20 protein-coding genes are annotated in these 24,119 nt (G+C 72.7%); 9 read left to right on the top strand and 11 right to left on the bottom strand.

The window, feature by feature from the left end:
• Positions 1–130: 130 nt before the first annotated feature.
• From AC07FK_RS02155 to AC07FK_RS02140, 4 genes are all read right to left on the bottom strand, one after another.
• A complete protein-coding gene (locus AC07FK_RS02155; protein WP_479101705.1) occupies positions 131–1,213 on the bottom strand; it encodes a HAMP domain-containing sensor histidine kinase in 1,083 nt (360 codons plus the stop codon).
• A 25-nt stretch (positions 1,214–1,238) separates the two neighbouring features.
• A complete protein-coding gene (locus AC07FK_RS02150; protein ID WP_069926973.1) occupies positions 1,239–1,976 on the bottom strand; it encodes a response regulator transcription factor in 738 nt (245 codons plus the stop codon).
• Between the two features lie 72 nt (positions 1,977–2,048).
• Positions 2,049–2,759, bottom strand: a complete 711-nt coding sequence (locus AC07FK_RS02145; protein WP_479101704.1) for a spermidine synthase — start codon at positions 2,757–2,759, stop codon at positions 2,049–2,051.
• A 352-nt stretch (positions 2,760–3,111) separates the two neighbouring features.
• A complete protein-coding gene (locus AC07FK_RS02140; protein WP_479101702.1) occupies positions 3,112–3,780 on the bottom strand; it encodes a GNAT family N-acetyltransferase in 669 nt (222 codons plus the stop codon).
• Between the two features lie 250 nt (positions 3,781–4,030).
• Between AC07FK_RS02140 and lon the strand changes: the two genes are divergently transcribed.
• The 3 genes from lon (at position 4,031) to AC07FK_RS02125 (ending at position 8,151) form a co-directional block, all read left to right on the top strand.
• Positions 4,031–6,433 (top strand): endopeptidase La, encoded by a 2,403-nt coding sequence (gene lon, locus AC07FK_RS02135; RefSeq protein WP_479101700.1) that lies wholly within the window; start codon positions 4,031–4,033, stop codon positions 6,431–6,433.
• Between the two features lie 245 nt (positions 6,434–6,678).
• Positions 6,679–7,251, top strand: coding sequence for an SAM-dependent methyltransferase (locus AC07FK_RS02130; protein ID WP_479101699.1), 573 nt, complete (start codon positions 6,679–6,681; stop codon positions 7,249–7,251).
• Positions 7,252–7,659: 408 nt separating this feature from the next.
• Positions 7,660–8,151 (top strand): MarR family winged helix-turn-helix transcriptional regulator, encoded by a 492-nt coding sequence (locus tag AC07FK_RS02125; protein WP_479101698.1) that lies wholly within the window; start codon positions 7,660–7,662, stop codon positions 8,149–8,151.
• A 106-nt stretch (positions 8,152–8,257) separates the two neighbouring features.
• Here AC07FK_RS02125 and AC07FK_RS02120 read toward each other — a convergent pair whose 3' ends face one another.
• Complete coding sequence (locus tag AC07FK_RS02120) at positions 8,258–9,040, bottom strand: protein phosphatase 2C domain-containing protein (RefSeq protein WP_479101697.1); 783 nt, start codon at positions 9,038–9,040, stop codon at positions 8,258–8,260.
• A gap of 376 nt (positions 9,041–9,416) precedes the next feature.
• On the opposite strand from AC07FK_RS02120, the gene AC07FK_RS02115 reads away from it, so the two are divergent.
• Genes AC07FK_RS02115 through AC07FK_RS02095 form a run of 5 tightly spaced genes read left to right on the top strand, consistent with a single transcriptional unit; the run spans position 9,417 to position 15,145 of the window.
• Positions 9,417–12,290 carry a sensor histidine kinase gene (locus AC07FK_RS02115; RefSeq protein ID WP_479101696.1) on the top strand — a complete coding sequence of 958 codons (2,874 nt, stop codon included), beginning with the start codon at positions 9,417–9,419 and terminating at the stop codon, positions 12,288–12,290.
• Complete coding sequence (locus AC07FK_RS02110; RefSeq protein WP_479101694.1) at positions 12,287–12,772, top strand: roadblock/LC7 domain-containing protein; 486 nt, start codon at positions 12,287–12,289, stop codon at positions 12,770–12,772. Before AC07FK_RS02115 ends, AC07FK_RS02110 begins: the two co-directional genes overlap by 4 nt.
• Positions 12,769–13,176, top strand: coding sequence for a DUF742 domain-containing protein (locus AC07FK_RS02105; RefSeq protein WP_138903712.1), 408 nt, complete (start codon positions 12,769–12,771; stop codon positions 13,174–13,176). The genes AC07FK_RS02110 and AC07FK_RS02105 overlap by 4 nt, the downstream gene beginning before the upstream one ends.
• The gene (locus tag AC07FK_RS02100; RefSeq protein WP_479101692.1) at positions 13,157–13,861 is read left to right on the top strand and encodes a GTP-binding protein; all 705 of its coding nucleotides are present in this window, start codon (positions 13,157–13,159) and stop codon (positions 13,859–13,861) included. Before AC07FK_RS02105 ends, AC07FK_RS02100 begins: the two co-directional genes overlap by 20 nt.
• A 39-nt stretch (positions 13,862–13,900) precedes the next feature.
• On the top strand, positions 13,901–15,145 hold the full coding sequence (locus tag AC07FK_RS02095) for a styrene monooxygenase/indole monooxygenase family protein (RefSeq protein ID WP_479101691.1): 1,245 nt from the start codon (positions 13,901–13,903) through the stop codon (positions 15,143–15,145).
• 211 nt (positions 15,146–15,356) lie between these two features.
• Here the strand turns inward: AC07FK_RS02095 and AC07FK_RS02090 are convergent, their stop codons facing one another.
• The 6 genes from AC07FK_RS02090 to AC07FK_RS02065 all read right to left on the bottom strand — a co-directional run bounded on the left by AC07FK_RS02090 (position 15,357) and on the right by AC07FK_RS02065 (position 22,810).
• The gene (locus tag AC07FK_RS02090; RefSeq protein WP_479101690.1) at positions 15,357–16,565 is read right to left on the bottom strand and encodes a C40 family peptidase; all 1,209 of its coding nucleotides are present in this window, start codon (positions 16,563–16,565) and stop codon (positions 15,357–15,359) included.
• Between the two features lie 234 nt (positions 16,566–16,799).
• Complete coding sequence (locus AC07FK_RS02085; RefSeq protein ID WP_479101689.1) at positions 16,800–17,570, bottom strand: hypothetical protein; 771 nt, start codon at positions 17,568–17,570, stop codon at positions 16,800–16,802.
• 212 nt (positions 17,571–17,782) lie between these two features.
• A complete protein-coding gene (locus AC07FK_RS02080) occupies positions 17,783–20,737 on the bottom strand; it encodes an outer membrane protein assembly factor BamB family protein (protein ID WP_479101687.1) in 2,955 nt (984 codons plus the stop codon).
• A gap of 84 nt (positions 20,738–20,821) precedes the next feature.
• Positions 20,822–21,097, bottom strand: a complete 276-nt coding sequence (locus AC07FK_RS02075; protein ID WP_479101686.1) for a hypothetical protein — start codon at positions 21,095–21,097, stop codon at positions 20,822–20,824.
• Between the two features lie 25 nt (positions 21,098–21,122).
• Positions 21,123–21,851, bottom strand: a complete 729-nt coding sequence (locus AC07FK_RS02070; protein WP_479101684.1) for a TetR/AcrR family transcriptional regulator — start codon at positions 21,849–21,851, stop codon at positions 21,123–21,125.
• 29 nt (positions 21,852–21,880) lie between these two features.
• Positions 21,881–22,810 carry an AurF N-oxygenase family protein gene (locus AC07FK_RS02065; protein ID WP_479101682.1) on the bottom strand — a complete coding sequence of 310 codons (930 nt, stop codon included), beginning with the start codon at positions 22,808–22,810 and terminating at the stop codon, positions 21,881–21,883.
• A gap of 199 nt (positions 22,811–23,009) precedes the next feature.
• Here AC07FK_RS02065 and AC07FK_RS02060 point away from each other — a divergent pair, with 199 nt between their 5' ends.
• Positions 23,010–24,113, top strand: coding sequence for a ferritin-like domain-containing protein (locus tag AC07FK_RS02060; protein ID WP_479101681.1), 1,104 nt, complete (start codon positions 23,010–23,012; stop codon positions 24,111–24,113).
• Positions 24,114–24,119: the final 6 nt, after the last annotated feature.

Genomic DNA, 24,119 nt, shown 5'->3' with positions numbered 1-24,119 from the left:
GGAATGGCGGGAAACAAGCGTGGTTCCGGTGTGGTCCGCTGCGGTCCGGGTAGGACGGACCGTGGTTACGGCCCACTTTGGGCCGCACCCCCATGGGATGACACGCAGAACGTGTGCTTCCGGTTCGACCCTACGTCAACGGACGGGTGGTCGGCTTCCCCGGAAGAGTGACCTGGATCCGGCAGCCGCGCGCGGATTCGGCCACACCGATCCGCCCGCCGTGCAGATCCACCGCCCAGCGGGCGATCGCGAGGCCCAGCCCGGTGCCGCCGTCGCTGCCGGGACCGTGCGGCGCCGGCAGGCTGCCCCGGTTGAAACGCTCGAAGACGCGGTGCCACTCGGACTCGGGTATGCCCGGCCCCTCGTCCAGGACCTCCAGGTCCAGGCTCTCCGGCTGCGGGCCCCGCCGGGCCCGCACGGTGACGCGGCCGTGCGGCGGGCTGTGCTTGACCGCGTTGTCGAGCAGATTGGCGACGACCTGGTGCAGCCGTTCGACGTCCGCGTGCGCGGTCAGCTCGGGCGGCGACACGTCCAGGTGCAGATGCACGTCCGTACGCGTATGGCTGCCGGAGCCGGAGGCCAGACCGCGCTGCGAGGCGATCACGTTGACCTCCTTGAGCACGCCCGAGAGGTACGGCCAGACCTCGAAGCGGTGCGCCTTCAGCGGTACGACGCCGTTGTCGAGCCGGGACAGGTCGAGCAGCGTCTCCACCAGCCGCCCGAGGCGCTCGGTCTGCTTCAGCGCCGTACGCATCGTCTCGGGGTCGGCGGCGGAGACCCCGTCCACGACGTTCTCCAGCACCGCTCTCAGCCCCGCGATGGGGGTTCTCAGCTCGTGGGAGACATTGGCGACCAATTCCTTGCGGTGCCGGTCCACGGCCTCCAGATCGTCCGCCATGCGGTTGATCGTGGCCGCCAGGTCGCCCAGCTCGTCACGGCGGCCCGCGCCGCGCACCCGCCGGGTGTAGTCGCCGTGCGCGATGGACTTCGCCACCGTCGTCATCTCGTCCAGCGGGGAGGTCAGGCTGTGCGCCACGAACTGGGTGATCAGCATCGACGCGATCACCGAGAAGACCGTGATGAACCGCAGCTCGGTCTTGGTCCGCAGCGCGACGAGGATGAGCCCGGTGGTGATGAAGACCGAGACGACGACGAGCGTGCCGAGCTTGGTCTTGATCGAGAAGGGACGCAGCCCGTTCCCGCGCCGCGTCATGCCGTCAGCCCGTTCTCCCGCCGCGTCATGCCGGCGGGGTCTCCAGTGCGTAGCCCACTCCGTGGACCGTACGGATCCGCTCCGCGCCGATCTTCCGCCGGAGCGCCTTGATGTGGCTGTCGACGGTCCGGGTGCCCGACGCGTCAGCCCAGTCCCACACCTCGGCGAGCAGCTGCTCGCGCGAGAGCACGGCGCGCGGCGTGTTCGCCAGGCACACCAGCAGGTCGAACTCGGTCGGCGTCAGGTGCACGTCGTCACCCCGCACCCGCACGCGGCGCTGCGCGTGGTCGATCTCCAGCTCACCCAGGCGCAGGATGCCGCTGCGCGGCGTCGAGGCGGCGAGCGTCGCCCGCTCGACGCGGCGCAGCAGGACGTGCACCCGGGCCGCCAGCTCGCGCATGGAGAACGGCTTGGTCATGTAGTCGTCGGCGCCGACCCCGAGCCCGACCAGCATGTCGGTCTCGTCGTCGCGCGCCGTCAGCATCAGAACCGGCACCGGCCGCTGCGCCTGCACGCGGCGGCAGACCTCGAGGCCGTCGAAACCCGGCAGCATGATGTCGAGAACCATCAGGTCGGGCTGCCACGCCTCGGCGGCGTCCACCGCCGCCGGACCGTCGACCGCCGTCTGCACCTGGAAGCCCTCGGCGCGAAGTCGCGCGGCAATGGCGTCGACGATGGTCGCGTCGTCCTCGACGACCAGCACCCGGCGCTGAGCGCCCGGAGTGGCCGCGAGGCCGTTGTGGCTGGTGTGTGTCTGCTCCATTGCCCCGCCCCTGGGAGGTCTCTTCAATCCCACGTGTAGGGCAGCAGCGTAGATGCACCGACTGCGTCCCGGCTACGCAGGGCGAACCCCGAGATGGACCACGTCAGGAACGCCCCGGGCAACTTGGATCTCTTCAGTCCTAACCAAGTTGAATCCGGCATTCCGCAACGCATCCTCGAATGCGGGGGACGGCTGGGCCGACCACACGGCGAGGATTCCGCCAGGTCGCAGCCGCCTCATGCACCCCGCAAGTCCCTGCGGTGAATAGAGATTGGCGTTGTCGTCGGTAACCGTCCAGTCGGGCCCGTTGTCGATGTCGAGGCAGAGCGCGTCGTACGCACTCTGGTCCGTACCAACGCTCCCGATCCGGTTTTCTCTGACGTAATCCACTAGATCGGTGTGAATGATCTCGCATCGCGAATCGGCGAGAGTTTCACCGGAAATCCGCGACAGCGGCCCCTGGCGGTGCCAGTCGATGATCGCCTGCTCCCGCTCGACGACGGCGATCCGCCCCCACCGCTCCTGCGAGGCCGCCCGGGCGAGCGAGAAGCCGACCCCGAGCCCGCCGATGAGGAGGGCGGGCGAGGGGCGGGACGCGGGGAGTGCGGCCAGGGCGGCGTCGACGAGGAGGCGCTCGGAGCGGCCGTCGGACGTGTCCATCAGGAAACACCCGTTGGCGATGATCTCGAAGTGCTCCCCACGCTCCCGCAGAACGACCTCACCGAACGGCCCCTCGCGCCGGTCGAGAGTGGTGGCGTACGGAACGGAAGCCTGGATGGCCATGGCAAAAACCTCCGGGGGCGTGCGGCGCTCTGTTCGGTTGGGGGGTGGGGGGGTGTCATTGACTTCATCCTGGCGTTGCGAGGAGGGCGGCGACAAACGTTTTGAGGGATTGACGGTTGGGCCTGTGGCGGTGGTTGTTTCTGGTGTGGGGGCCGCCTTGGCCGGTCGGAACGCGCATGTGGTGACCGGGAGCGACGCGGATGTGACTGATCGGGCCGGCGAGTTGGGGGCGGGTCGTCGGATTGTGCCCAAACCCCCCAGAAGCAACGGGGAGTTCGATCCGGCGCTGGCGGCGGTCCGGGACCGCCCTCCGCACCCCAGTGGCCGTTTTTCCACCTCGGCCTACCTCGGCCTACCTCCGCGCAGTGGCGTGGGTTACGCCCACCAGCGGGGCGTACACCTGCCAGTTCAGCGACTCGTACAGGCCGCGTCCCTCCGGTGTCGCGCCCAGGATGCCGACCCTCGCGCCCTGTTGGTACGCCGCGCGCTGGAGCGTCCGCATCACCAGTGCGCCCAGTCCCTTCCGGCGGTGCGCGGGGGCCGTCTCCACCTGGTCGACCACGGCCGTCCGGCCGGTCGGCGCCACCTGGCCGCGCGCCGCGAACCCGCCGTCGGGGGCGACGACCAGCAGGCGGGTCACGCCGCCCCGCTCCCAGGATCTGAGCGCATATCCGTCCGGCGGGGTGCATCCGGCCGGCCGGGCCGCCGGGCTCAGGGCTGTCGTCATCAGCCAGCCGGGGCCGTCCGACGCCCACTCCGGGCCGAGCCACGGCGCGACGGTCTCCGGCGGCAGGAACATCTTGAGGCAGACGCCCGGTGCGGCGTACGCCTCGGCCAGTTTGCGGACAGTCCCCTCGTCGGCGTCGGTCAGGACGTGGCGGGTGGAGTGGTGCGGAAGTCCTACGTCGATGGTCAGCCCCCAGGGCTGGGGTACCGGTTCGGCGGTTCCCCGCGACACGACCCAGCCGTCCACCCACGCGCGGATCGCATCGGGCGTCGAAGCGAAGGGGGCGCCGGTCATGCGGACTCCTGTCATGCGGATAGCAGATAGCAGATAGCAGTTAGGTGATGGACGCTCGTGACGGCCATGGGTTCGTAAGGACTGCTGATGCGCTGAGGCTATTACTGGAGTTCTCCGCCGTCCACCCCCGCGATGGCATGCACCCCTGCGCGTTGATCGCCCACAGCGAACGCGCTCCTCCCTCGGGAACATTCGGTCGCGCAGGAGCATTGAGTCGGCATAGCTCAAGTTCACTGCCGAAGGGGAGATCATGGCATCGTCGTCCAACCCGCTCACCCTGCCCGTGCTGCCGCTCGATGACGAGGTCGTGCTGCCGGGAATGGTGGTGCCCCTGGACCTGTCCGACACGGACGTACGCGCCGCGGTGGAGGCCGCGCAGGCCGCTGCCCGTTCCAGTGGCAACAAGCCGCAGGTGCTTCTCGTTCCGCGGATCGACGGCACGTACGCCGCGACCGGCGTCCTGGGCACCGTCGAGCAGGTCGGGCGGCTCTCCGACGGCGACCCCGGCGCCCTGATCCGCGGCCGCAGCCGCGTCCAGATCGGCGCCGGGACCACCGGGCCCGGCGCCGCGCTCTGGGTGGAGGGCACGGGTGTCGACGAGACGGTGCCCGACCCGCTTCCCGGAGCCGTCACCGAGCTGGTGAAGGAGTACAAGGCGCTCGCCACCAGCTGGCTGAAGAAGCGCGGCGCCTGGCAGGTCGTCGACCGCGTCCAGCAGATCGACGGCGTGTCCGCCCTCGCCGACAACTCCGGTTACTCGCCATTCCTCACCACCGCCCAGAAGGTCGAGCTGCTGGAGACCGCCGACCCGGTGGTCCGCCTGCGGCTCGCCGTGAAGTGGCTGAGCGAGCACCTCGCCGAGCAGGACGTCGCCGAGTCCATCGCAAAGGACGTGCAGGAAGGCGTCGACAAGCAGCAGCGGGAGTTCCTGCTGCGCCGTCAGCTCGACGCCGTGCGCAAGGAACTGCGCGAGATCAACGGCAAGGAGGGCGAGGACGAGTCCGACGACTACCGGGCCCGCGTCGAGACCGCCGACCTGCCCGAGAAGGTCCGTGAGGCCGCCCTCAAGGAGGTCGACAAGCTGGAGCGTTCCTCCGACCAGTCGCCCGAGGGATCGTGGATCCGGACCTGGCTGGACACCGTCCTGGAACTCCCCTGGACCGAGCGGACCGAGGACCAGTACGACATCCGGGGCGCCAAGGCGGTTCTGGACGCCGAGCACGCCGGTCTGGAGGACGTGAAGGAGCGCATCACCGAGTACCTCGCGGTGCGCAAGCGCCGGGCCGAGCGCGGCCTCGGTGTGGTCGGCGGGCGTCGGGGCGGCGCGGTGCTGGCCCTGGTCGGGCCGCCCGGCGTCGGCAAGACGTCGCTGGGCGAGTCGGTCGCGCACGCCATGGGACGCAAGTTCGTGCGGGTCGCGCTCGGCGGCGTACGGGACGAGGCGGAGATCCGCGGACACCGCCGTACGTACGTGGGGGCCCTTCCGGGACGGATCGTGCGCGCCATCAAGGAGGCGGGTTCCATGAACCCGGTCGTCCTCCTCGACGAGATCGACAAGGTGGGGTCCGACTTCCGGGGCGACCCGGCGGCAGCGCTGCTCGAAGTGCTCGACCCCGCCCAGAACCACACGTTCCGTGACCACTACCTGGAAGTCGAGCTCGACTTGTCGGATGTGGTGTTCCTCGCGACCGCCAACGTCCTGGAGGCCATTCCCGAGGCGCTGCTCGACCGCATGGAGCTGGTCAGGCTCGACGGCTACACGGAGGACGAGAAGGTCGTCATCGCCCGCGACCACCTGCTGCCGCGCCAGCTGGAGCGTTCGGGTCTGGAGCCGGGCGAGGTGACGCTGGACGAGTCCGCGCTGCGGAAGCTGGCGGGGGAGTACACCCGTGAGGCGGGCGTACGGAACCTGGAGCGCTCGGTGTCGCGCCTCCTGCGCAAGGTGGCGGCCAAGCACGAGCTCGGCGAGCAGGAGCTGCCCTTCATGGTCACGGACGGTGACCTCCGCGCCCTGATCGGCCGGCCCCACCACGTGCCCGAGTCCGCCCAGGACCCGTCGGAGCGCCGCACGGCGGTTCCGGGCGTGGCCACGGGTCTCGCGGTCACGGGTGCGGGTGGTGACGTGCTCTTCGTCGAGGCGTCGCTCGCGGACGAGGAGACGGGCGGCGCGGGGCTCACCCTGACGGGTCAGCTCGGCGACGTCATGAAGGAGTCCGCGCAGATCGCGCTCTCGTTCCTCCGCTCGCACGGCGCGGAGCTGGAGCTTCCGGTCGGTGACCTGAAGGACCGGGGTGTGCACATCCACTTCCCGGCCGGCGCGGTGCCGAAGGACGGTCCGAGCGCGGGCATCACCATGACGACGGCTCTCGCGTCGCTGCTGTCCGGGCGGCTGGTCCGTCCGGACGTGGCGATGACGGGCGAGGTGTCCCTGACCGGGCGCGTTCTGCCGATCGGCGGCCTGAAGCAGAAGCTGCTGGCGGCGCACCGGGCGGGTACGACGACGGTCGTGATCCCGAAGCGCAACGAGGCCGACCTGGACGACGTCCCGGCCGAGATCCTCGACAAGCTGGAGATCCACCCGGTGACGGACGTCCGCCAGGTCCTGGAGATCGCCCTGTCCCCGGCAGAGGTACGGGTGCCGGCGGCGGCGTGACGGACGCAGCCGGTGGCCCGGCCGTTGCAGGCCCCCCGGCCCTCTCGACAGAGGGCGCGGGGGGCCTGCGCGCTCCCCGGGGAGGGCGGGAAATGGTCCCCTTCCGCGCCTGAGAGGGCTCTCCTCGGGGGGCGGCGACGGTCTCCTTCCGCGCGAAAGGGGAGGTAATCGGATACAACGGAGGTAGGACGCGAACAGCGGGGGAGGGCGACAGCCGGGGGCGACAGCGACGGCGAGGTGGCGGCATGCGCGTACCGGAGCGGCTCACGGTGGCCGTCGGCCTTCTCGACGTACGCCCGGACGACCGTGTGCTGGAGATCGGCTGCGGGCGCGGTATCGCGGCGGGGCTGATCCTGGAGAAGCTGCCGGACGGCGAGTACGTGGGCCTCGACCGCTCCGACGTGGCGGTCACGGCCGCCGGCGAGCGCAACGCCGAAGCCGTGTCGGCGGGCCGGGCCTCGTTCCTGCACACGGCCCTGGCGGACGCCGACACCGACATGCTCGGCCGCTTCGACAAGGTCCTGGCGGTCGACGTCAACGTCTTCTGGACCGGACCGGCCGCGCGGGAGCTGGACGCCGTGGCCCGGCTGCTCCGTCCGGCGGGGAGCCTGGTGCTCTGCTACGCCCCGCCCGACCCCGAGCAGATCGCCCGGGAGAAGGGCCTGCTGCTCACGCATCTGAGCGACGCCGGTTTCATCGCCACCGCGACGACGCACCCGCTCGCCGGGGACGCGTCCCTGCTGGCGGTGGTCGCCGCGGTCGCGCGGCTGCCCGGGGGCGAGGAGGGTGACGGAGCCGGGGCCGGGGCCGTGGCCTGAGGCCGACGCGCGCGCCGGTCCGACCGCCGGGAGCGCGGGCAGCCGTAGCCAGGGCCTGTACGCGGTCGAGGGCGGGGGTCGGCCTCAGGGGCCTGTGCGCGGTCGAGGGCCTCGTTGAACGAACATGTCGTGGGCACTGGACGTGTACGGACACCTGGTCCGTACGCCCCAGCCGGCCGGGAGCTCGCCCGGCGTCCTGATCCCCCTCGCGGCTTCCGGCCGGGGGTCGGTGCGGGAGTGGCGCCGGGTGCCTGATCCCTGAAGCCGCTGAAGCCGCTGAAGCCGCTCGGGGAGACGGGGCGCCGGAAGGGATCCGGGTGCCGCCGTTGGTCTACTCCTGCGAAATACTGGCGGAGCTGCGGCAATGGACGCCGGTGAAAGAAGACTTCGGGGTGAGGAAAGCGCGCTATGGCTGACGTGCACGGAAGCGGAAAAGCGGATGACGGGCGCGCGGTGCGGGGAAGCGGCGGGGACCCCGAATTCCTCGCGCTGGAACGCGAATTGGCCGTCTTTCTGCGTAGGGCCCGGGCTTCCTCCGGCGACATGGCGCGCGAGGTCCACCCGGAGCTGGAGCCGGCGGCGTACGGCCTGCTCGTACGGCTCGACGAGGCGGACCGGCAGCGGGCCACGGACCTGGCGGCGTGGTTCGGCGTGGGCAAGGCGACGATGAGCCGGCAGCTGCGCGCCCTGGAGGAGCTCGGCCTGGTCACGCGGGAACCCGACCCGGCGGACGGGCGCGCCTCGCTGGTGGCCCTCACGGAGGAGGGCAGGGCCCGCTTCCGGCGGGTCCGGGACGCGCGGCGGGCCCGTTACGTGCGGAAGCTGGCGGGCTGGGACCGGGCGGAGGTGGCGGAGCTCGCACGGCTGCTGCACCAGCTGAACGCACGGGCGGAGGGGTGAGGCGTGCGCGGGGTCCGGAGAGGGAGCGGCGCTGAAGGGCGGCACCCCCCCAGCGCCCTGACGCGCGGGTGCGCCGGGTGGGGCGTGGGGTGCGCGCGGGCCGCCGTCACAGTTCCGCGTAGATCACCGCCGCGTCGTCGTGCTGCTTCCACCGGCGTACCAGCGGCGTGGCCGACCGGCCCCGCTCCAGCGCCCGGACGCGGTCGATCAGGCCCTGCGCCCCCTCCTTGCGCAGTACGCCCACGCACTGCCCCCAGTCCCCCTCGCCGAACATGTCCACCCACCGCGACGCCCCGTCGCTGAGTGCAGCCAGCGCCCGCACCTCCGCCCGCGGGCTCACCCCCGTCACTGCCAGGTCGGCCGCCGCGGGGTCGGCGGCCGCCGTGAAGAAGCCGCCCTCGGCGTTGCGCAGGGCGTCGGTCGCCGCGAGGGAGGCGAGGATCTCCGGCGGGACCCGGTCGAGGCGGTCGTCGAGGACCGCGCGCACGGTGCCGTCCGGGGCCTCCAGCAGCAGCGCCGAGTCCGACAGCACCAGGTGTTCGATCTCCTCCGCACCCCAGCGCGCCAGGACCACCGTCGCCTGGGGCGTGCGGACGTGAGAAAGGTCACAGGTGTCGCGGTGGGCGTCGGCCGTCCGGCGAATCGCCTCCGCCAGGACCTCCGACAGTGTCAAATCCCGGCGCGAAGCGGACAATTCGAGCAACGCTCCACCGAGTCGGGCGGTGAACCAGGGGACCGCGTGAACGCACCCGTACTCGCTCCCCGGCGGCGTCACACCGTCCAGCAGGACGAGCGCCCCGCCCTGTCCGTCGGCAGGCAGGGCGACAGACGCCCAGTCCTCGTTGGGGCGTTCGGGGTCTCCGGGGGCCGTGGCCAGTTCGAAGCGCATGCGGCCCAGTCTGCCCGAGGCCCCGGGGACCCCCCCGAAGGCCGTGCCATGGGCGTCAATTGGCCCGCACCAGCAGGTGAGGCGCGGGTTTATGGGTGGAATGGGTTGCTCCGCGAAGCTGCGGGGGCGCATCCTGCCAAAGGCCGGGCGGAAGTTCCAACCGGCACTCCGCGCGCCCGTGAGACGAACCGTGCCGGGAGTTGTTCGCCAACTCCCGATTGATGTTCACTCGTTCAGGTGGCGGAGCGCGTGCTGCGTGCCTTCTTCCCAAAAGCACTGGAATGGTCTGAAGTCATTCGAGTTCTGCAACTGGGGTGGGGCGTTCCTGTGTGACCAGTCGTCACCTCGGTCATGTGAGCAGACGAGTCAAGCAAGAATGCGAGCACCGGTGCAGAAGAAGCGGACTCGGGGCGACAGCGGCAACGGCGAGCGGACCGAACGCACCGTACGGGTACGCAGCCGGCTGGTCGCCGGCGTCGCCCTCGTCGGAGTCACCGTCCTCGCCGCCGGTACCCCTGCCATCCTCAGCGCCTCCTCCGAACTCTCCGAGTCGCAGCGTCTGGTCACCCTCGCCGAGCTGAACCGGCAGGCGGTCACCCTCGCCCACTCCCTCGCCGACGAACGCGACGACGTCACCGCGTACATCGCGGCCGGCCGCGACGGCGGCAAGGGCAAGGGGCCCTCGGAGAGCCGGACCGCCCGCGTCGACCGTCAGATGGACGAGATCGAGCCGGCGGCCCCCACCGGGCTGCGCCGCGACCTGGCCGGGATCCCCGGCATCCGCCGCGAGGCCCTGACCGGCAAGGGCACCGCGCTGGAGGCCCACAAGGCGTACACCGAGGTGATCGGGAAGCTCCAGGACCTCGCCGAGGAGCTGGCCGACAAGACGCCCCCGCGCGCCGCCGAGGCCACCCGCGCGCCCGCCTCGCTCGGCCACGCCGTCGACCAGGCCGCCGCCACCCGCGGCCTGCTGCTCGCCGCGCTGTCCGTGCCGCGCGAGAACACCGGCAACCGCGTCGACCCCGTCACCGGGCTCCTGGTGCCCGCCGAGGAGGACCCGGACTCCGAGAGCGTCCGCACCCGCAACGCGCTGACCGCCGCCGCCCAGCAGTCGCGCGTACGCGAACTGGCCGCCCTCGCCGACTTCGACCAGGTCGCGGGGCACAGCGCCCGCGAGTCCCTGAAAACCACCGTCACGGGCCCCGAGGTCAAGAACGCCGAGCAGTTCCTCACGCGCCTCACCGACCAGCCCCAGCTCTCCGACGACGAGCTCGGCACGGACCGCGCGAAGGCCGAGGCCGCCCTGTCGGCCCGTATCGACCTCATGCGCGGCGTCGAGTCCTCCCTCGGTTCCGCGCAGGTCAACCGGCTCTCCCAGCTCCGCGACGACGACGTCACCGCCCTGGAGATCCGGATCGCCCTGGCCGGCGCCTGCCTGCTGGTGGCCGTCGGCGTCAGCACCGCCGTCGCCCGTACGCTCACCCGGCCGCTCGCCGTGCTGCGCCTCGGCGCCGCCCGGCTGGCCGCCGAACCGGAGCCCGGGTCCGAGCCGGTCGAGCCGGTCCGTTTCACCGGACGCAACGACGAGTTCGCCCAGGTCGTACGGTCCCTCAACACCCTGCACTCCCGGCTCGCCGACGTCGGCGCCCGCGCGGAGAAGCTTGCCGGCGACCGTACGCACCTCATCGGCCAGCGCGAGACCCTCGCCACCCAGCGCGCCGAGCTCCAGGAGCAGGTCGCCGAGACCACCGCGCAGCTGGAGCGGATGCGCCACACCGTCCACTCCACCTTCGTCAACCTCTCGCTGCGCACCCTGGGCGTCGTCGAGCGCCAGCTGGGCGTCATCGAGAGCCTGGAGGAGCGCGAGCAGGACCCGGAGCGCCTCGCCACCCTCTTCAAGCTCGACCACATGGCCACCGTCATGCGCCGCCACGGCGAGAACCTGCTGGTCCTCGCCGGTACGGAGCACGGGCAGGGGCAGCAGAACCCGGTGCCGCTCGTCGACGTGCTGCGCGCGGCCGTCAGCGAGATCGAGCGGTACGAGCGGGTGGCCATCCAGTCCGTCCCGCCGCGCGCGCAGGTCGCGGGCTTCGCCGCCAACGACCTCAGCCACCTCCTGGCGGAACTGCTGGAGAACGCCACCTCGTTCTCCCCGCCGGACGCCAAGGTCGAGCTCTCCGGCTGGCTGCTGGAGAGCGGCGAGGTCATGCTCTCCGTCCAGGACGAGGGCATCGGCGTTCCGTCCGACCGGCTCACGGAGCTGAACGCGCGACTGGCCGACCCCGCCCCGTACGAGCCGGGCGACGGCATCGACGGAGGCATCGGCCTGCACGTGGCCGCGCTGCTGGCGGCCCGGCACGGCGTCCGCGTCACGCTGCGCGAGCAGAAGCAGGGCGGCGTCGCCGCCGTCGTGGTCCTGCCCGACGCGCTGCTGCCGCCCGCGCCGCCGACCGCCGCGCCGCCCGCCGTACCGGTGGCGGGGGACGCGCCGACGCTGAATCTGCCCGGGTCGGTGGCGGAGGCCAACTCCAACACCCTGCCGGGGCGTTCCGTACTGGAGGGCCCGCTGGGCCGGGCCGCGAAGGACCCGCTGGTGGAGGCGGCCGAGCGGACGATCCAGGAGGACGCGGAGCAGACGGAGCGGACGGAGGACCCGGACCTGCCGGACCTGCCGGAGCAGCCGGAGCGCTCCGCGGAGTCCCGGCCGTCGGACGAGCCCGGGCCGCGGCGGGACGACGCCGCCCCGGAGGCCGAGCCGGTGCGCGACGAGCCCGAGGCCGCTGTGCGGCCCGCCACCGACCCCTACGCCATCGGCCCCGACGCACACGAGCGCGCCGCCGACGGCGACGCGGGCACCGGGGCGCCGGTCGACGAACCGACCTGGACCATGCGGCTGCCCCAGCAGTCCGCCGCGCCCCGCGACGAGATGGACGCGGCCCCGGAGGCGGACGCCGGCGACACCACCGAGCCCACCGCTCCCACCAGGACGAAGGTCGAACCGGTCACCGACAAGGGGCTGCCCAAGCGCACCCCGAAGGTCGTCAAGTCCGGGCCGTCGGAACCGGGGGAGCGCACCGGCAGCGTCGACGCGGAGGCACTGCGGCGCAGGCTCGGCGGCTTCCACCAGGGGACGGTCAAGGGCCGCCGCGACGTGGAGGCGGAGATCTCGGCGCAGGGGGAGCGTACGGAGACCGACAGCGGCAATGAGACAGAAACCAAGGGGGACACAGTTGAGGAGGCACGCAGTTGACTGCGTCCAGCACGTTCGGGCTGAGTAGCGAAGCCCGCAATCTCCATTGGCTGTTGAGCAACCTCGTCGACGAGGTACCGGGACTCCTCTCGGTGGCGGTCGTGTCGTCGGACGGGCTGCTGCTCCTTTCCTCCGACCCGGAGCGGAACGCCGGACCAGCGGCGTCCGCCGTCCGCCAGGACGGTCCGAAGGGTTCGAGCGCCGACCTGGCGACCATCGTCTCGGGACTCGCCAGCCTCACCCAGGGCGCGGCGAAGCTGATGGACGGCGGCGGAGTCAAGCAGACGATGATCGCGATGGAGTCCGGCAGCGTCTTCGTCATGGCGATCAGCGACGGGTCGCTGCTCGGCGTGCACGGCTCGCCGGACTGCGACATGAGCGTCGTGGCGTATCACATGGCGCTGTTCGTCGGCCGCGCCGGCCACGTCCTCACCCCCGAACTCCGCAGCGAGCTGCGCAAATCGTTGGAGAGCGCCCTGTGACGCCGCCCACCCCCGCCAAACTCCCGGTAAGGGGCGACGGCCGCAGGCCCGCCCGCGTACGCCCGTACTCGCTCACCGGCGGCCGTACCCGCTTCACGCACGTCCTGCTCGTCGAGACGTTCGTCGCGGCGATCGAGGCGCCCGAGGAGCGGCGCGAGCTGACCAACGGCGGCCTCCAGACGCGCGTCATGCCCGAGATGCGGGCCATCGTGGAACTGTGCCGCCGCATGCGTACGGTCGCCGAGATCTCCGCACTGCTCAAGATGCCGCTGGGCGTGGTCCGGGTGCTGCTCAGCGACCTGGCCGACCAGGGAAAGATCCGTGTGTACGGGACCGGGCACGCGCCCGGCCAGCCGAACCGCGCACTGCTCGAAAGGGTGCTCAGTGGACTCCGTCGTCTCTGAGACCGAGACCTTCACCGCCCGCGCCACCGTGCACACGGCGTCGGTCCCGGTCCAGCCCCAGCCGTCTCTCCAGCCCGAGCCGTCCCTCCCGCCGCAGGCGGACGAAGGAGCCCGGGACTGGCAGACCGACCGCACCCGGGCCCCCACGGCCGCCAAGATCGTGGTCGCGGGCGGCTTCGGCGTCGGCAAGACCACGTTCGTGGGCTCCGTCTCCGAGATCACGCCGCTCAAGACGGAGGCCGTGATGACCACCGCGAGCGAGGAGACCGACGATCTCTCCGCGACGCCGGAGAAGACGACCACGACCGTCGCGATGGACTTCGGCCGCGTCACGCTCGACGACGACCTCGTGCTGTACGTCTTCGGAACGCCCGGCCAGCAGCGGTTCTGGTTCATGTGGGACGACCTGGTGCGCGGCGCGATCGGCGCGGTCGTCATGGCCGACACGCGCCGGCTCTCCGACTGCTTCCCCGCTCTCGACTACTTCGAGAGCTGCGGACTGCCGTACGTCGTCGCCGTGAACCACTTCGAGGGAACGGCGGCGTACGAGGCGGAGGACGTCAGGGAAGCCCTGACCGTGCCGGCGCACGTACCGGTTGTGATCATGGACGCGCGCAAGCGGATCACGGTGATCGAGTCGCTGCTGGCCCTCGTCGGCCACGCGCTCACCACCGCGCCCGAATAGCGCGTACCCCGAACAGCTACTCAACGGAGAGACCCCGTCATGCGGAAGATACTCATAGTCGGGGCCGGCCAGTCCGGTCTCCAGCTCGCCCTCGGACTCCAGACCCGCGGGTACGAGGTCACCCTGATGTCCAACCGCACGGCGGACGAGATCCGGTCGGGCCGGGTCATGTCGACGCAGTGCATGTTCCACACCGCCCTCCAGCACGAGCGCGACCTGCAGATCAACTTCTGGGAGTCGCAGGCGCCGAAGATCGAGGGCTTGGGCGTCTCCGTGGCGGCACCGGACTCCTCCCGGGCCGTCGACTGGGTCGGCAGGCTCGACGGCTACGCCCAGTCCGTCGACCAGCGCGTGAAGATGTCCGGCTGGATGGAGACGTTCGCGCAGCGCGGCGGACAGCTCGTCATCCACGGCGCGGCTGTCTCCGACCTGGACTACTTCTCCCGTACGTACGACCTGGTCATGGTGTCGGCGGGCAAGGGCGAGCTGGTCTCGATGTTCGGCCGCGACGCGTCCCGTTCGCCGTACGACGCCCCGCAGCGCGCCCTCGCCGTGGCGTACGTCCACGGGCTCGGCCCGCGCCCCGAGCACCCGGAGTTCGAAGCGGTCCGCTGCAACCTGGTGCCGGGTGTCGGCGAGCTGTTCGTCATGCCGACCCTCACCACCTCCGGCCGTGCGGACATCCTCTTCTGGGAGGGCGTCCCGGGCGGCCCGGTCGACGCGTTCAAGGGCGTCAAGGACCCCGCCGAGCATCTGTCCCTCACGCTGGAACTGATGGAGAAGTTCCTGCCGTGGGAGTACGCGCGGGCGACGAACGTCGAGCTGACCGACGCGAACGCCACACTGGCGGGCCGGTACGCCCCGACCGTGCGCAACCCCATCGGGCGGCTGCCGTCGGGCGGGCTCGTACTGGGCGTCGCCGACGTGGTCGTCGCGAACGACCCGATCACCGGCCAGGGCTCCAACTCGGCCTCGAAGTGCGCCGCCTCGTACCTCTCGTCGATCACGGCGCGGGGTGACCAGCCGTTCGACGAGGCGTGGATGCAGTCGACCTTCGACCGGTACTGGGACACCGCGCAGCACGTCACCAAGTGGACCAACGCCATGCTGGGCGTCCCGCCGGAGCACGTCCTGAACCTGATCGGCGCCGCGGGCGGCCTCCAGCCGGTGGCCGACCGCTTCGCCAACGGCTTCAACGACCCGTCCGACTTCGAGAACTTCTTCTACGACCCCGAGAAGACGAACGCCTACCTGGCGGAGGCCGCGGCTTCGGCGCAGGCGTGACGTTACGGCGGGCCGTACGTGACGCGTGCGGTTCGCACGTGACGTACGGCCGGCCGTGGAGCACCGCTGCACGGACGCCGGAGGGCCGCGGTGGCGCGCCGTGTGCGACGCGCCGTGCCGGGCGGCCCGTCGGCGTCCCGGGGCACGCTCCCAGGCCCGGGAGCGGACTGCGACGCGTACCCCCGGTCCTCGCCCGTCGCCGCTCCGGGGGCTAGGCCCCCGGAGCCGACTCCTCCTCGTAGCCCCGGTCCGAACCCGTCGCCGCACCGGGCGGCAGCCTCGGCGGGGTGTAGGAGGCCATCGGCTTCAGCCGGGGGTCGGGGCGGACCGCCCCGAGCAGGGGGTTCGCCGCGATGGGGGAGACCTTGACGCGGGCCCCGGGCCGCGGCGCCTGGACCACCAGGCCGTTGCCCAGGTAGATCGCCACGTGCGTGGCCCGGGGGAAGTAGATCACCAGGTCGCCGGGGCGCAGCTGACGCAACGGCACCTTCGGCAACTGCCGCCACTGCTCCTGGCTCGTCCGGGGGATCTCCCGCCCCGCGTGCGCCCACGCCTGCGACGTGAGCCCCGAGCAGTCGAAGGAGCCGGGCCCCTCCGCACCCCACACGTACGGCTTCCCGATCTGCCGCACCGCGTACTCCAGCGCCCGCCCGCCCTGCCGCGACGGCGCCCGCGTCGCGGCCGAGCCGGGGCTGCCGAGCGCCCCGGAGGCGAGCAGGCCGCGCTGCGCCGCGCCGGTCCTGCGTTCCTCCAGCCGCGCCAGGCCGGCGAGCTGCTCCTCGGTGAGCGACGCCAGCAGCGCCTGGACCTCTCCCAGCCGCGCCCGCACCGCGTCGCGCTGCTTCTTCTGCTTCCGCGCCAGCGTCTGCCGCTTGTCGAGCGCCGACCGCTGCCTGGTCGCCAGCGCGTCCGCCCGCCGCTCGCCGCTCTCCAGCCGCGCGATCACCGCCGCCCGGTCGTCGGCGGCCCGCTGGAGTACGTGACCCTGTGTCAGTGCGTGCTCCGGGTCCTTCGCCAGCAGCAGCCGCAGGTACGGCGAGAGGCCGGTCCGCCCCTGGTACTGCGCACGCGCCAGCCGGCCCGCCGCGCCCCGGTTCTCGGCCAGCGCGATCCGGGCCTCGGACAGGCCCGCCGTCACCTTCCTGACCTCGCCCAGCTGCTTCTTGACGGACTCCTGCGTCGCCTTGTACGCCTCACTGGCCTCCTCGGCCCGCTGGTACAGCGTCCGCAGCCGGATCAGCAGCTCCGAAACGGTCGCCTCCGGGCGGGCGTGCGGGGCGGGCGCGGGCAGGGGCGGGGAGGGGGGCCGGGGGACGGGGGCGCCCGGCGCCGCCCCGCTGGCCGGGGCCGGCAGTGCGGTGAGCACTGCGGCGGCGGCCAGAGCCACCGTACAGACGGACTGGGAGAGTCTGCCTGACACGTCATCACCTCCGGTTCGCGGCCGGGCGGTCCGGCCCCTAGGTGATGATGTGCGGCCGTGTCGCGGCGGTGAGCGCACGACTGGTCGGGTTGGTCCAACGCCGTCACTCGTCGAGGGGCAATGCGGGAGGCGACCGGCGTGGCTGCCCGGTGCCCCCGGGACGGCAGCGGACACGGCGCGGCCCCCGCCCCGGGAAGGGGGCGGGGGCCGCGGGGCCGAGCGGTGGAGCGAGGGTCAGCCGAGCTTGGCCAGCTGCGCGTCGATCGCTTCCTTCGGCTGCTCGGCCTTGCCCGCGAGGCTCTGCGCGAAGAAGGAGGCGAGCGTGTTGCCCTTGCGGACCGTCACCAGCTGGGCCGTGCCGGCCTGGCCGCCCAGGTCGGTCGACAGGGTGAAGGCGACCGCCTCGTCACCGGCGGTGTAGGAGGCCGGGGTGACCTTCGAATACTTGATCTTGTCGGCACCGGCGAGGGTGGTGAAGCCGCCGGCGCACGCCTTGCCGGCGTCGCGCAGCCCGGCGAGGACCTCCTGGGCGCTCTTGCCCTCGTAGGAGCCGAGGGTGTCCGCGATGACGACGGCGCCGCCGATGGCGTCCAGGCCGGCCTTCAGCTTCTCCTCGGGGGAGGCGTCCTCGGCGGGCTTCGCCGGCATGGCGGAGACCCGGCGCATCGTGGTCGCGGCGGGCGAACCCATGGCCCGCATCGACGTGGCGTCGACCAGCGGCGTGCACTCGGCCTTGTCGGCCTTGGCGATCTTCGCCGCGGCGACGTCCGCCTTCAGCGGCTTGATGACCTTGTGGTTCTTCACGTCGCCGTCGGCCAGCACGAGCTTGTCCAGCTCGGCCTGCGACAGGACCTTCGCGGAGGTCTCGGCGGCGGCGCTCTCCTTGCCCTTGCCCTCGGAAGCGGCATCGGTGGACTTCTCGGAGCCGCCACAGGCGCTGACGAGCAGGGCCAGCGAGAGGGCGGAGGCGGCGACGGCGGTACGGCGGACAGTGGTGCGGCGCATGAAACGGCATTCCTCTGGTTGGGCGAACGGCATCCCCCCGCGTGGGTTCACCCGTCCGGTGACACGCGGAATGTCTTGCTGACCGGTGAATCTACGGCCTGCGCGGCCCGGTTGATCAACGAATTAGGCCCGCGCGCGTGATCGTGACACCCGCGCAACGGCAGAGGGATGCAATCGAGACGCGCATCCGTACAACCCTGCGCGGTGCGGCCTCAGTCGAGAGGCAGCGCGTAGAAGGTGCGGCCGCGCCACAGCACCGCCCGGTCGCCGGACACCTGGGCCCGGTACGCCGCCCGGACGTCCTCCGCGCCCGGCGCCGTCGGGCCGGAGTCCTGGAACTTCCACAGGCGGCGGCCGTCGCGCGCGTCGACGGCCGTGGCCTGGGTGTCGTTGAGGGCGAGGACGGTACGGCCGCTGCCGCTGAGGGAAAGCCGGGGGACGGCCCGGCCCGGGTACTCCGTAGCGCGCCGCCACCGCCGGTCGCCGGTCGCCGTGTCGACGGCGTACACCTCGTTGTCGCCGCTGGGGACGTACAGCGTGGTGCCGCCCATGACGCCGGGTCCGAAGCCGAACGGCGCGTCGCCGGCCGGCCCCGAGGCGTCCTTCACCGTCCAGAGCTTCTTGCCGTTGCGGGTGTCGTACGCCTGGAGGCCGCCGTCGACCGCCGCGTAGAGCCGGCCCGCAGGGTCGTCGGTGGCGCCCGCGTCGGGGCGTACCCCGGGGAAGGACTTGCGCCACAGCGTCTTGCCGGTCCTGCGGTCGACGAGGACGAACGCCGACTTGCCCTTCGCCTTCTTCCGCTGGTCCCCGGTGAGGGAGCCGGTGTCCTGACGGACGAGCAGGCTGCCGGGGCGCAGGCCCACCGCTTCGTAGCGGGGGACGGGGCCGGGGCGGCCGTTCGGCATCTCGGTGCGCCACAGTTCCCGGCGTGCGGCCATGTCGTACGCGAGCAGGTAGGTCCGGGTGCGCGTCACCTTGTTCTTCCTGCCGCCCAGGGTCTCGACCCGCGCCGAGAACCAGACGACGGAGCCCTCGGCGGCGACCCGGCCGCCCAGGGTGGCCCGGGCGTCCTTCTGGCCCTTCGTCAGGAGGGGTGCCACCGGCTCGCGGTGCTTCACCCGGCCGTCCTTCGCGGACAGCCAGACGAACTCGGTGGCGGTGACGACGAGGCAGTGGTCGCCGTCGGCGGCCTCGGGGCCGTACGTCGTGCCGGCCGCCTTCTGCTCCCAGAGGCGGCGGCCGGTACGGACGTCCAGCGCGGTGGTCAGCTCCTCGCCGGGGATCAGGAGCACCTGGTCGCGCCAGAGCCGGGCGGGCGGGCCGCCGGCCGCGAGCGCGACCGGGTGCTGGTAGTGCCAGAGCGGGTCGGGTCCGACGCCCGGCAGCGGCTTGCGGCGGGCGGCGGGCTCGGGGGCCTTCGCCCGGGGCGCGGGCGCCTCTTCCTCGCCGCCGGTCAGGGCGAGTACGCCGCCGCCGCCGACCAGCAGCCCCGCCGCGCCGGCCGCGATCCCGGTGAGCAGGCCGCGCCTGCTGAGGGCGGCGCCGAGCCGGTCGCCGGCGCGGTGGCCGGGCCCGGCGGGTGCCGGCGGTGCGGGCGGCTGCGGCGCGGGCCGGGCGGGCGCGGCGGTCGCCGGTGGCAGGGCGAGCGCGGCGGCGGGGTGCGACAGGGACGGCGCGGGGGCGAGCGGTCCCGCGCCTCCGGCGCCCAGCGCCGGTGCGGGGGGCGGTGTGGCGCCGGGCTCCCCGCGGCGGAGGTCCGTACCGCCCCCCGCACCGCGCGGGGCCACGAGCCGCCGGGTCACGTCGCTCAGGTTCCCGTTCGGTTCCTCGGTACGGCGCCGCGGCACGAGCCGCCGGGTCAGCCCGCCCTCGACGTCCGCCGCGCCGGCGGGTCCTGCGGAGCCTTCCCCGCCCCGCACCTCCCCGGCCGCGGCGTGCGCGGCTCCGGCGGGTGCGGGGGCCGCCGCCCGGCCTTCCGGACGCCCCGCGGGCGTGCCCTCGGGTGCCGGGCGGACCCGCTCGCCCCCGCTGACCGGCAGGTGGCCGCCGTTCGCGGGTGTGGTGGCGAATGCCGGGCGCGGTGGGGCAGCCGCCCGGCCGGCGGTGGCTCCCCGGGCGCCGTCCGCTGCCGGCCCGGAGGGCAGAAGCGGCCCGTCCGCCGCGCCCGGACCGGCGGCGGGGGCGGAGTCACGGCGCCCGGAAGGGGCGGGCAGGGGAGCCGGGCTCACCGCCGCCGTGACCGCCCCGTCCCGCGGACCCGTTTCCCGCTCCCCCGCCCGGGCCGCCTGGTCCGCCAGCGCCGCCACCAGGGGCTCCGGGAGCCAGCCGGGGCGGGCCAGCGCCGCCGCGCCCTCCAGCGCCAGTTCGGCGGCCAGGACGCCGGGGGACGGGCGGTCCGCCGGGGACTTGGCCAGGCACCGCGCCACGAGGTCGCGCAACGGCGCCGGTACGGCGGCGAGTTCGGGCTCCGCGTGCGCGATGCGGTCGGCGGCCGCGTCCTGCGGGCCACCCGCCCACGGGGTCGCACCGGTCGCGGCGTACGCCAGGAGCAGGCCGAGGACGAAGATGTCCGACGCGGGTCCGGGCTCCCGGCCCGTCAGCTGCTCCGGGGTGAGGTAGCCGAGGCGTACGGACAACTGCCCGCCGGGGCCCGCCTCTGCGGCGGCCGCCGCGCCCAGCGCGCCGAAAGCCGTCAGGCGCGGCCCGTCGGCGGCCAGCAGCACGGTGTCGGCGGCGAGGCCGTGGAGTACGGCGCCGGTGGCGTGCACCCGGGACAGGGTCTCGGCGAGCGCCGCGCCCAGGATGCGTACGGTCCGCTCCGGCAGCGGGCCGGCCAGGGCGACCGCCTCGGCGAGGGTCAGCGCCGGCACATAGGCCGTCGCGGTCCACAGGCCGGGGCCGTCGCCGTTCTCCGGCGCGTCGGCGCGCGACGCGAGCGGGGCCTGCACCCAGCCGCCGGCCAGCCGTTCGGCCGTCAGCGCCTCGGCCTGGAAGCGGCGGCGGAACGCGGGCAGGCCGGCCAGCTCCGGCCGGGCCACCGCGACCACGGCCGTCGTGCCGTCGGAGCCGAGCGCCAGGTACTGCACGGCGCTCGCCGTCTCCCGCAGGCGCGACAGCGGGGCGTAGGGCCCGATGCGGCGTGGATCGTCCTGACGCAGCGCCTCCAAGGCGCACCCCCTGTGGTCACCGTGGTCGCCGGGCCGTGGCCACTCCTCCGGTCACAGCGGCCACGTTCGGCACAACCGCCGATCTTATGGGGTGCTGTCCGGTTTCGACCAGGGCCACCTGGGGCGTCGACGCTCCCGCCCGCCCGGCGCGTACGCGTACTTCCAGCCGCGCTGGAGCCCCAGCCGCTTGCTGTACCCGGCGGGCACGCGCAGGTACGCGTGCACGGTCGGCGGGCCGCCGTCGTCGTCCGGCACGGGCACCTCGTACCACTTCGGAGGGTGTCCGGTCGGTCCGACGAGGACCGGCAGCACCCGCCCGTCCAGGGGGCCGCCCACGAAGGGGGTGTTCTCGCTTCTCACCCGGCCAGTCTCGCAGGGCGGGCGCTCACAGCAGGTGCGCCGCCTCCGCGATCACCGGGAGCACCCGCCGGGCCAGCACCCCGGCCGGGCCGTCCGCCGTCTCCGTCGCCAGCGCCGCCCGCGTCAGGGCCGCCGTCTGCGGGTCCGTCGCCGCGGTGGCGGTCAGCAGCGCGACGAAGTGGTCGACCAGCCAGTCCCGCAGCTCGCCGGCCGGCGGCTGCTTGCCCTCGTCCAGCCAGATCAGGGAAGCCGCCTCGACGGCCGAGATCCAGGTGCGCACCATCATCCGCAGCCGGGGCCCGGCCGTTCCCGCGACGCCCAGGTGCGTCAGGATCTGCTCGGCCGCGGCCCGCCGCACGCCGTCGACGGTGGCCGTCGTGCGGGAGGTCTCGGCGACGCTGCCGCCCTGGAGCAGCGCGCTGAACCCGGCGTCGTGCTCGTCGACGAACGCGAGATAGCGGTCCAGTGCGCGGGTGAGCCGCCGGGTGAGCGGCCCCGTCTGCGGTTCGGCGAAGCACAGCTTCAGCTCGTCGGCGGCGGAGCCGAGCGCGGCTTCGTACAACTGCTGCTTGCCGCCCGGGAAGTAGCGGTACACGAGCGGTCGTGACACCCCGGCCGCCTCCGCCACGTCGTCCAGCGAGACGTCCTCGGGCGCCCGGTGCGCGAAGAGGGACAGGGCGGCGCCGAGGAGCTGGGCGCGGCGCTCCTCGACGCTGAGCCTGCGGTACGCGGGGGTGGTCGCTGCCGGGGTCATGTCGGCAGCGTAACCCCGCGTTTGACCGTTTACGCGAGGAGTCCCGAGCTCTTCCAGAGCCTGCGGCCGACGCCCTGGAGCACGCCGATGTCGTCGAAGAAGTCGGTGAGCCGCTTCGCGCCGTTCTGCATGACCTCCGCGCGGTGCCCGCTCGCCTTGACCTGGGCGACGGCCTCGCGGCGGTCGAGACCGACGTTCTCGTACACCTGGGGGTTGACGAAGCAGGTCGAGAAGACGCGCGCCGCCTCGCCGCAGCTGAGCCTGGTCAGTTCGCGCTCCCAGGCGGGGGCGGTCACCATCTGGCGGCGCAGCTCCTCCCGGGCGTACCGGACGTGGCGCGCCTCCTCGACCACGTGGATGCGGGTCACCCCGCGCACGAGGGTCTGCACGCGCTCGTCCGGGAAGGTCAGCCGCTGCATCCAGTCGAGGATCTCCTCGCCGAGCAGCGTCGCCGCGAAGGACCCCGGCGTCGTCGAGACGGTCTTCAGGACGCGCGCCAGGTTGTGGTAGAGGCGCGGCACCGGGTACGAGGGGGCGCCGCCCTTCTGGATCATCTTGGCGAACATCATGGAGTGGCGGCACTCGTCCGCGATCTCGGTGAGCGCGTACCGCACGTGATTGCTGGTCACGGACTTGTCGTAGATGTGCCTGACCAGCAGCTGCATCAGGATGATCTCGAACCAGATGCCGAGCGACGCGAGCGACGCGGCCTCGTGCCGGGCGAGGTCCATGCGCTGCTCCTCGGACATCTTCCGCCAGAGCGGGGTGTCGTAGAGCGATACGAGCTCGGGCGGCCAGAACCACTTGCCCTCTTCGATCGGCGCGGCCCAGTCGAGTTCCGTCTCGGGGTCGAAGGAGTGCTTGGCGGACGACTCCAGGAGGCGCTCGGCGACCTGCTCACGGTCCTTGAGGAGGCCGAGTGCGTCCCTGAGTACGTCGCGTTCGGTCACTGTCGTCATGGCGGGGGGCACCTCACGAGTGGTGTTCGGGGGTACGGGGTCGTCCCGGGACGGCCGCGGCCCGGCGGACACGTCTTATGAGACTGCTTGTCAGCAAGGCAGTCAATCCCTTGCGCACGACTTGTTGACCCGCCGTCTACCAACGTGTGACTCTGCCAACTGTCCATTGTCTCAAGGGATATGCGACCGGGAGGCGTCAGTGTCGACGCACGAGCTCTACACCACGGCCCCGCCGGACCTCCAGTGGCAGGTGCCTGCCTCCGGGGCGGCGCGCTTCAACTGGGAGTACGACGAAGGGCGCGCCCGCCTCCTCGCGCTGTACCAGAAGGGCAAGGACAAGCAGTGGGACGGCGCGACCCGCATCGACTGGGGCATCGAGGTCGACCCGTACGACCCGCTCGGCACCCCGGACGAGGCGCTCAGCCTCTACGGCACCCGCCACTGGGCGAAGATGACCGAGAAGGACAAGGGCGAGCTGCGCCGGCACTACTCCTCCTGGCAGTTCAGCCAGTTCCTGCACGGCGAGCAGGGCGCGATGGTGTGCGCGGCCCGGATAGTCGAGTCCGTCCCCGACCTCGACGCGAAGCTGTACTCGGCGACCCAGACCATGGACGAGGCCCGGCACGCGGAGATCTACAGCCGCTTCCTGCACGAGAAGATCGGGATGCTCTACCCGGTCAACGACAGCCTCCAGAGCCTGCTGGGCGACACCCTGCGCGACTCCCGCTGGGACATGCCGTACCTCGGCATGCAGGTCCTGATCGAGGGCCTCGCCCTGGCCGCGTTCGGCATGATCCGCGACACCACCGACAAGCCGCTGCCCCAGCAGATCCTCGCGTACGTCATGCAGGACGAGGCCCGGCACGTGGCCTTCGGGCGGATGGCGCTGCGCGACTACTACGGGCAGCTGTCCGACGCTGAGCTGCGGGAGCGCGAGGAGTTCGTCATCGAGGGCTGCTACCTGATGCGCGACCGGCTGCGCGGCGTCGAGGTGCTGGAGAACTTCGGCATCCCGCACCAGGAGGCCCAGGACTTCTCGGAGCAGTCCGAGTTCCTGCACCTCTTCCGCAAGCTCCTGTTCAGCCGCATCGTGCCGTGCGTCAAGGACATCGGCCTGTGGGGGCCGCGCCTGCAGAAGGCGTACCTCGACATGGGCGTCTTCGAGATGGGCGACTCCAACCTGGACCTCCTCATGACCCAGGACGAGGAGCTGGCGGAAGCACTCGACAAGCGGCGCTTCGAGGCGGAGGACGCGGCGCGGGTCGCCGAGATCGACGCGGCGATCGAGGCGGGGGCGTCCTGAACGGGT

This window comes from Streptomyces sp. NPDC046122, from assembly GCF_056429965.1.
The sequence above is the reverse complement of the archived record's forward strand: the minus strand, read 5'-3'. Positions and strand labels throughout refer to the sequence as shown.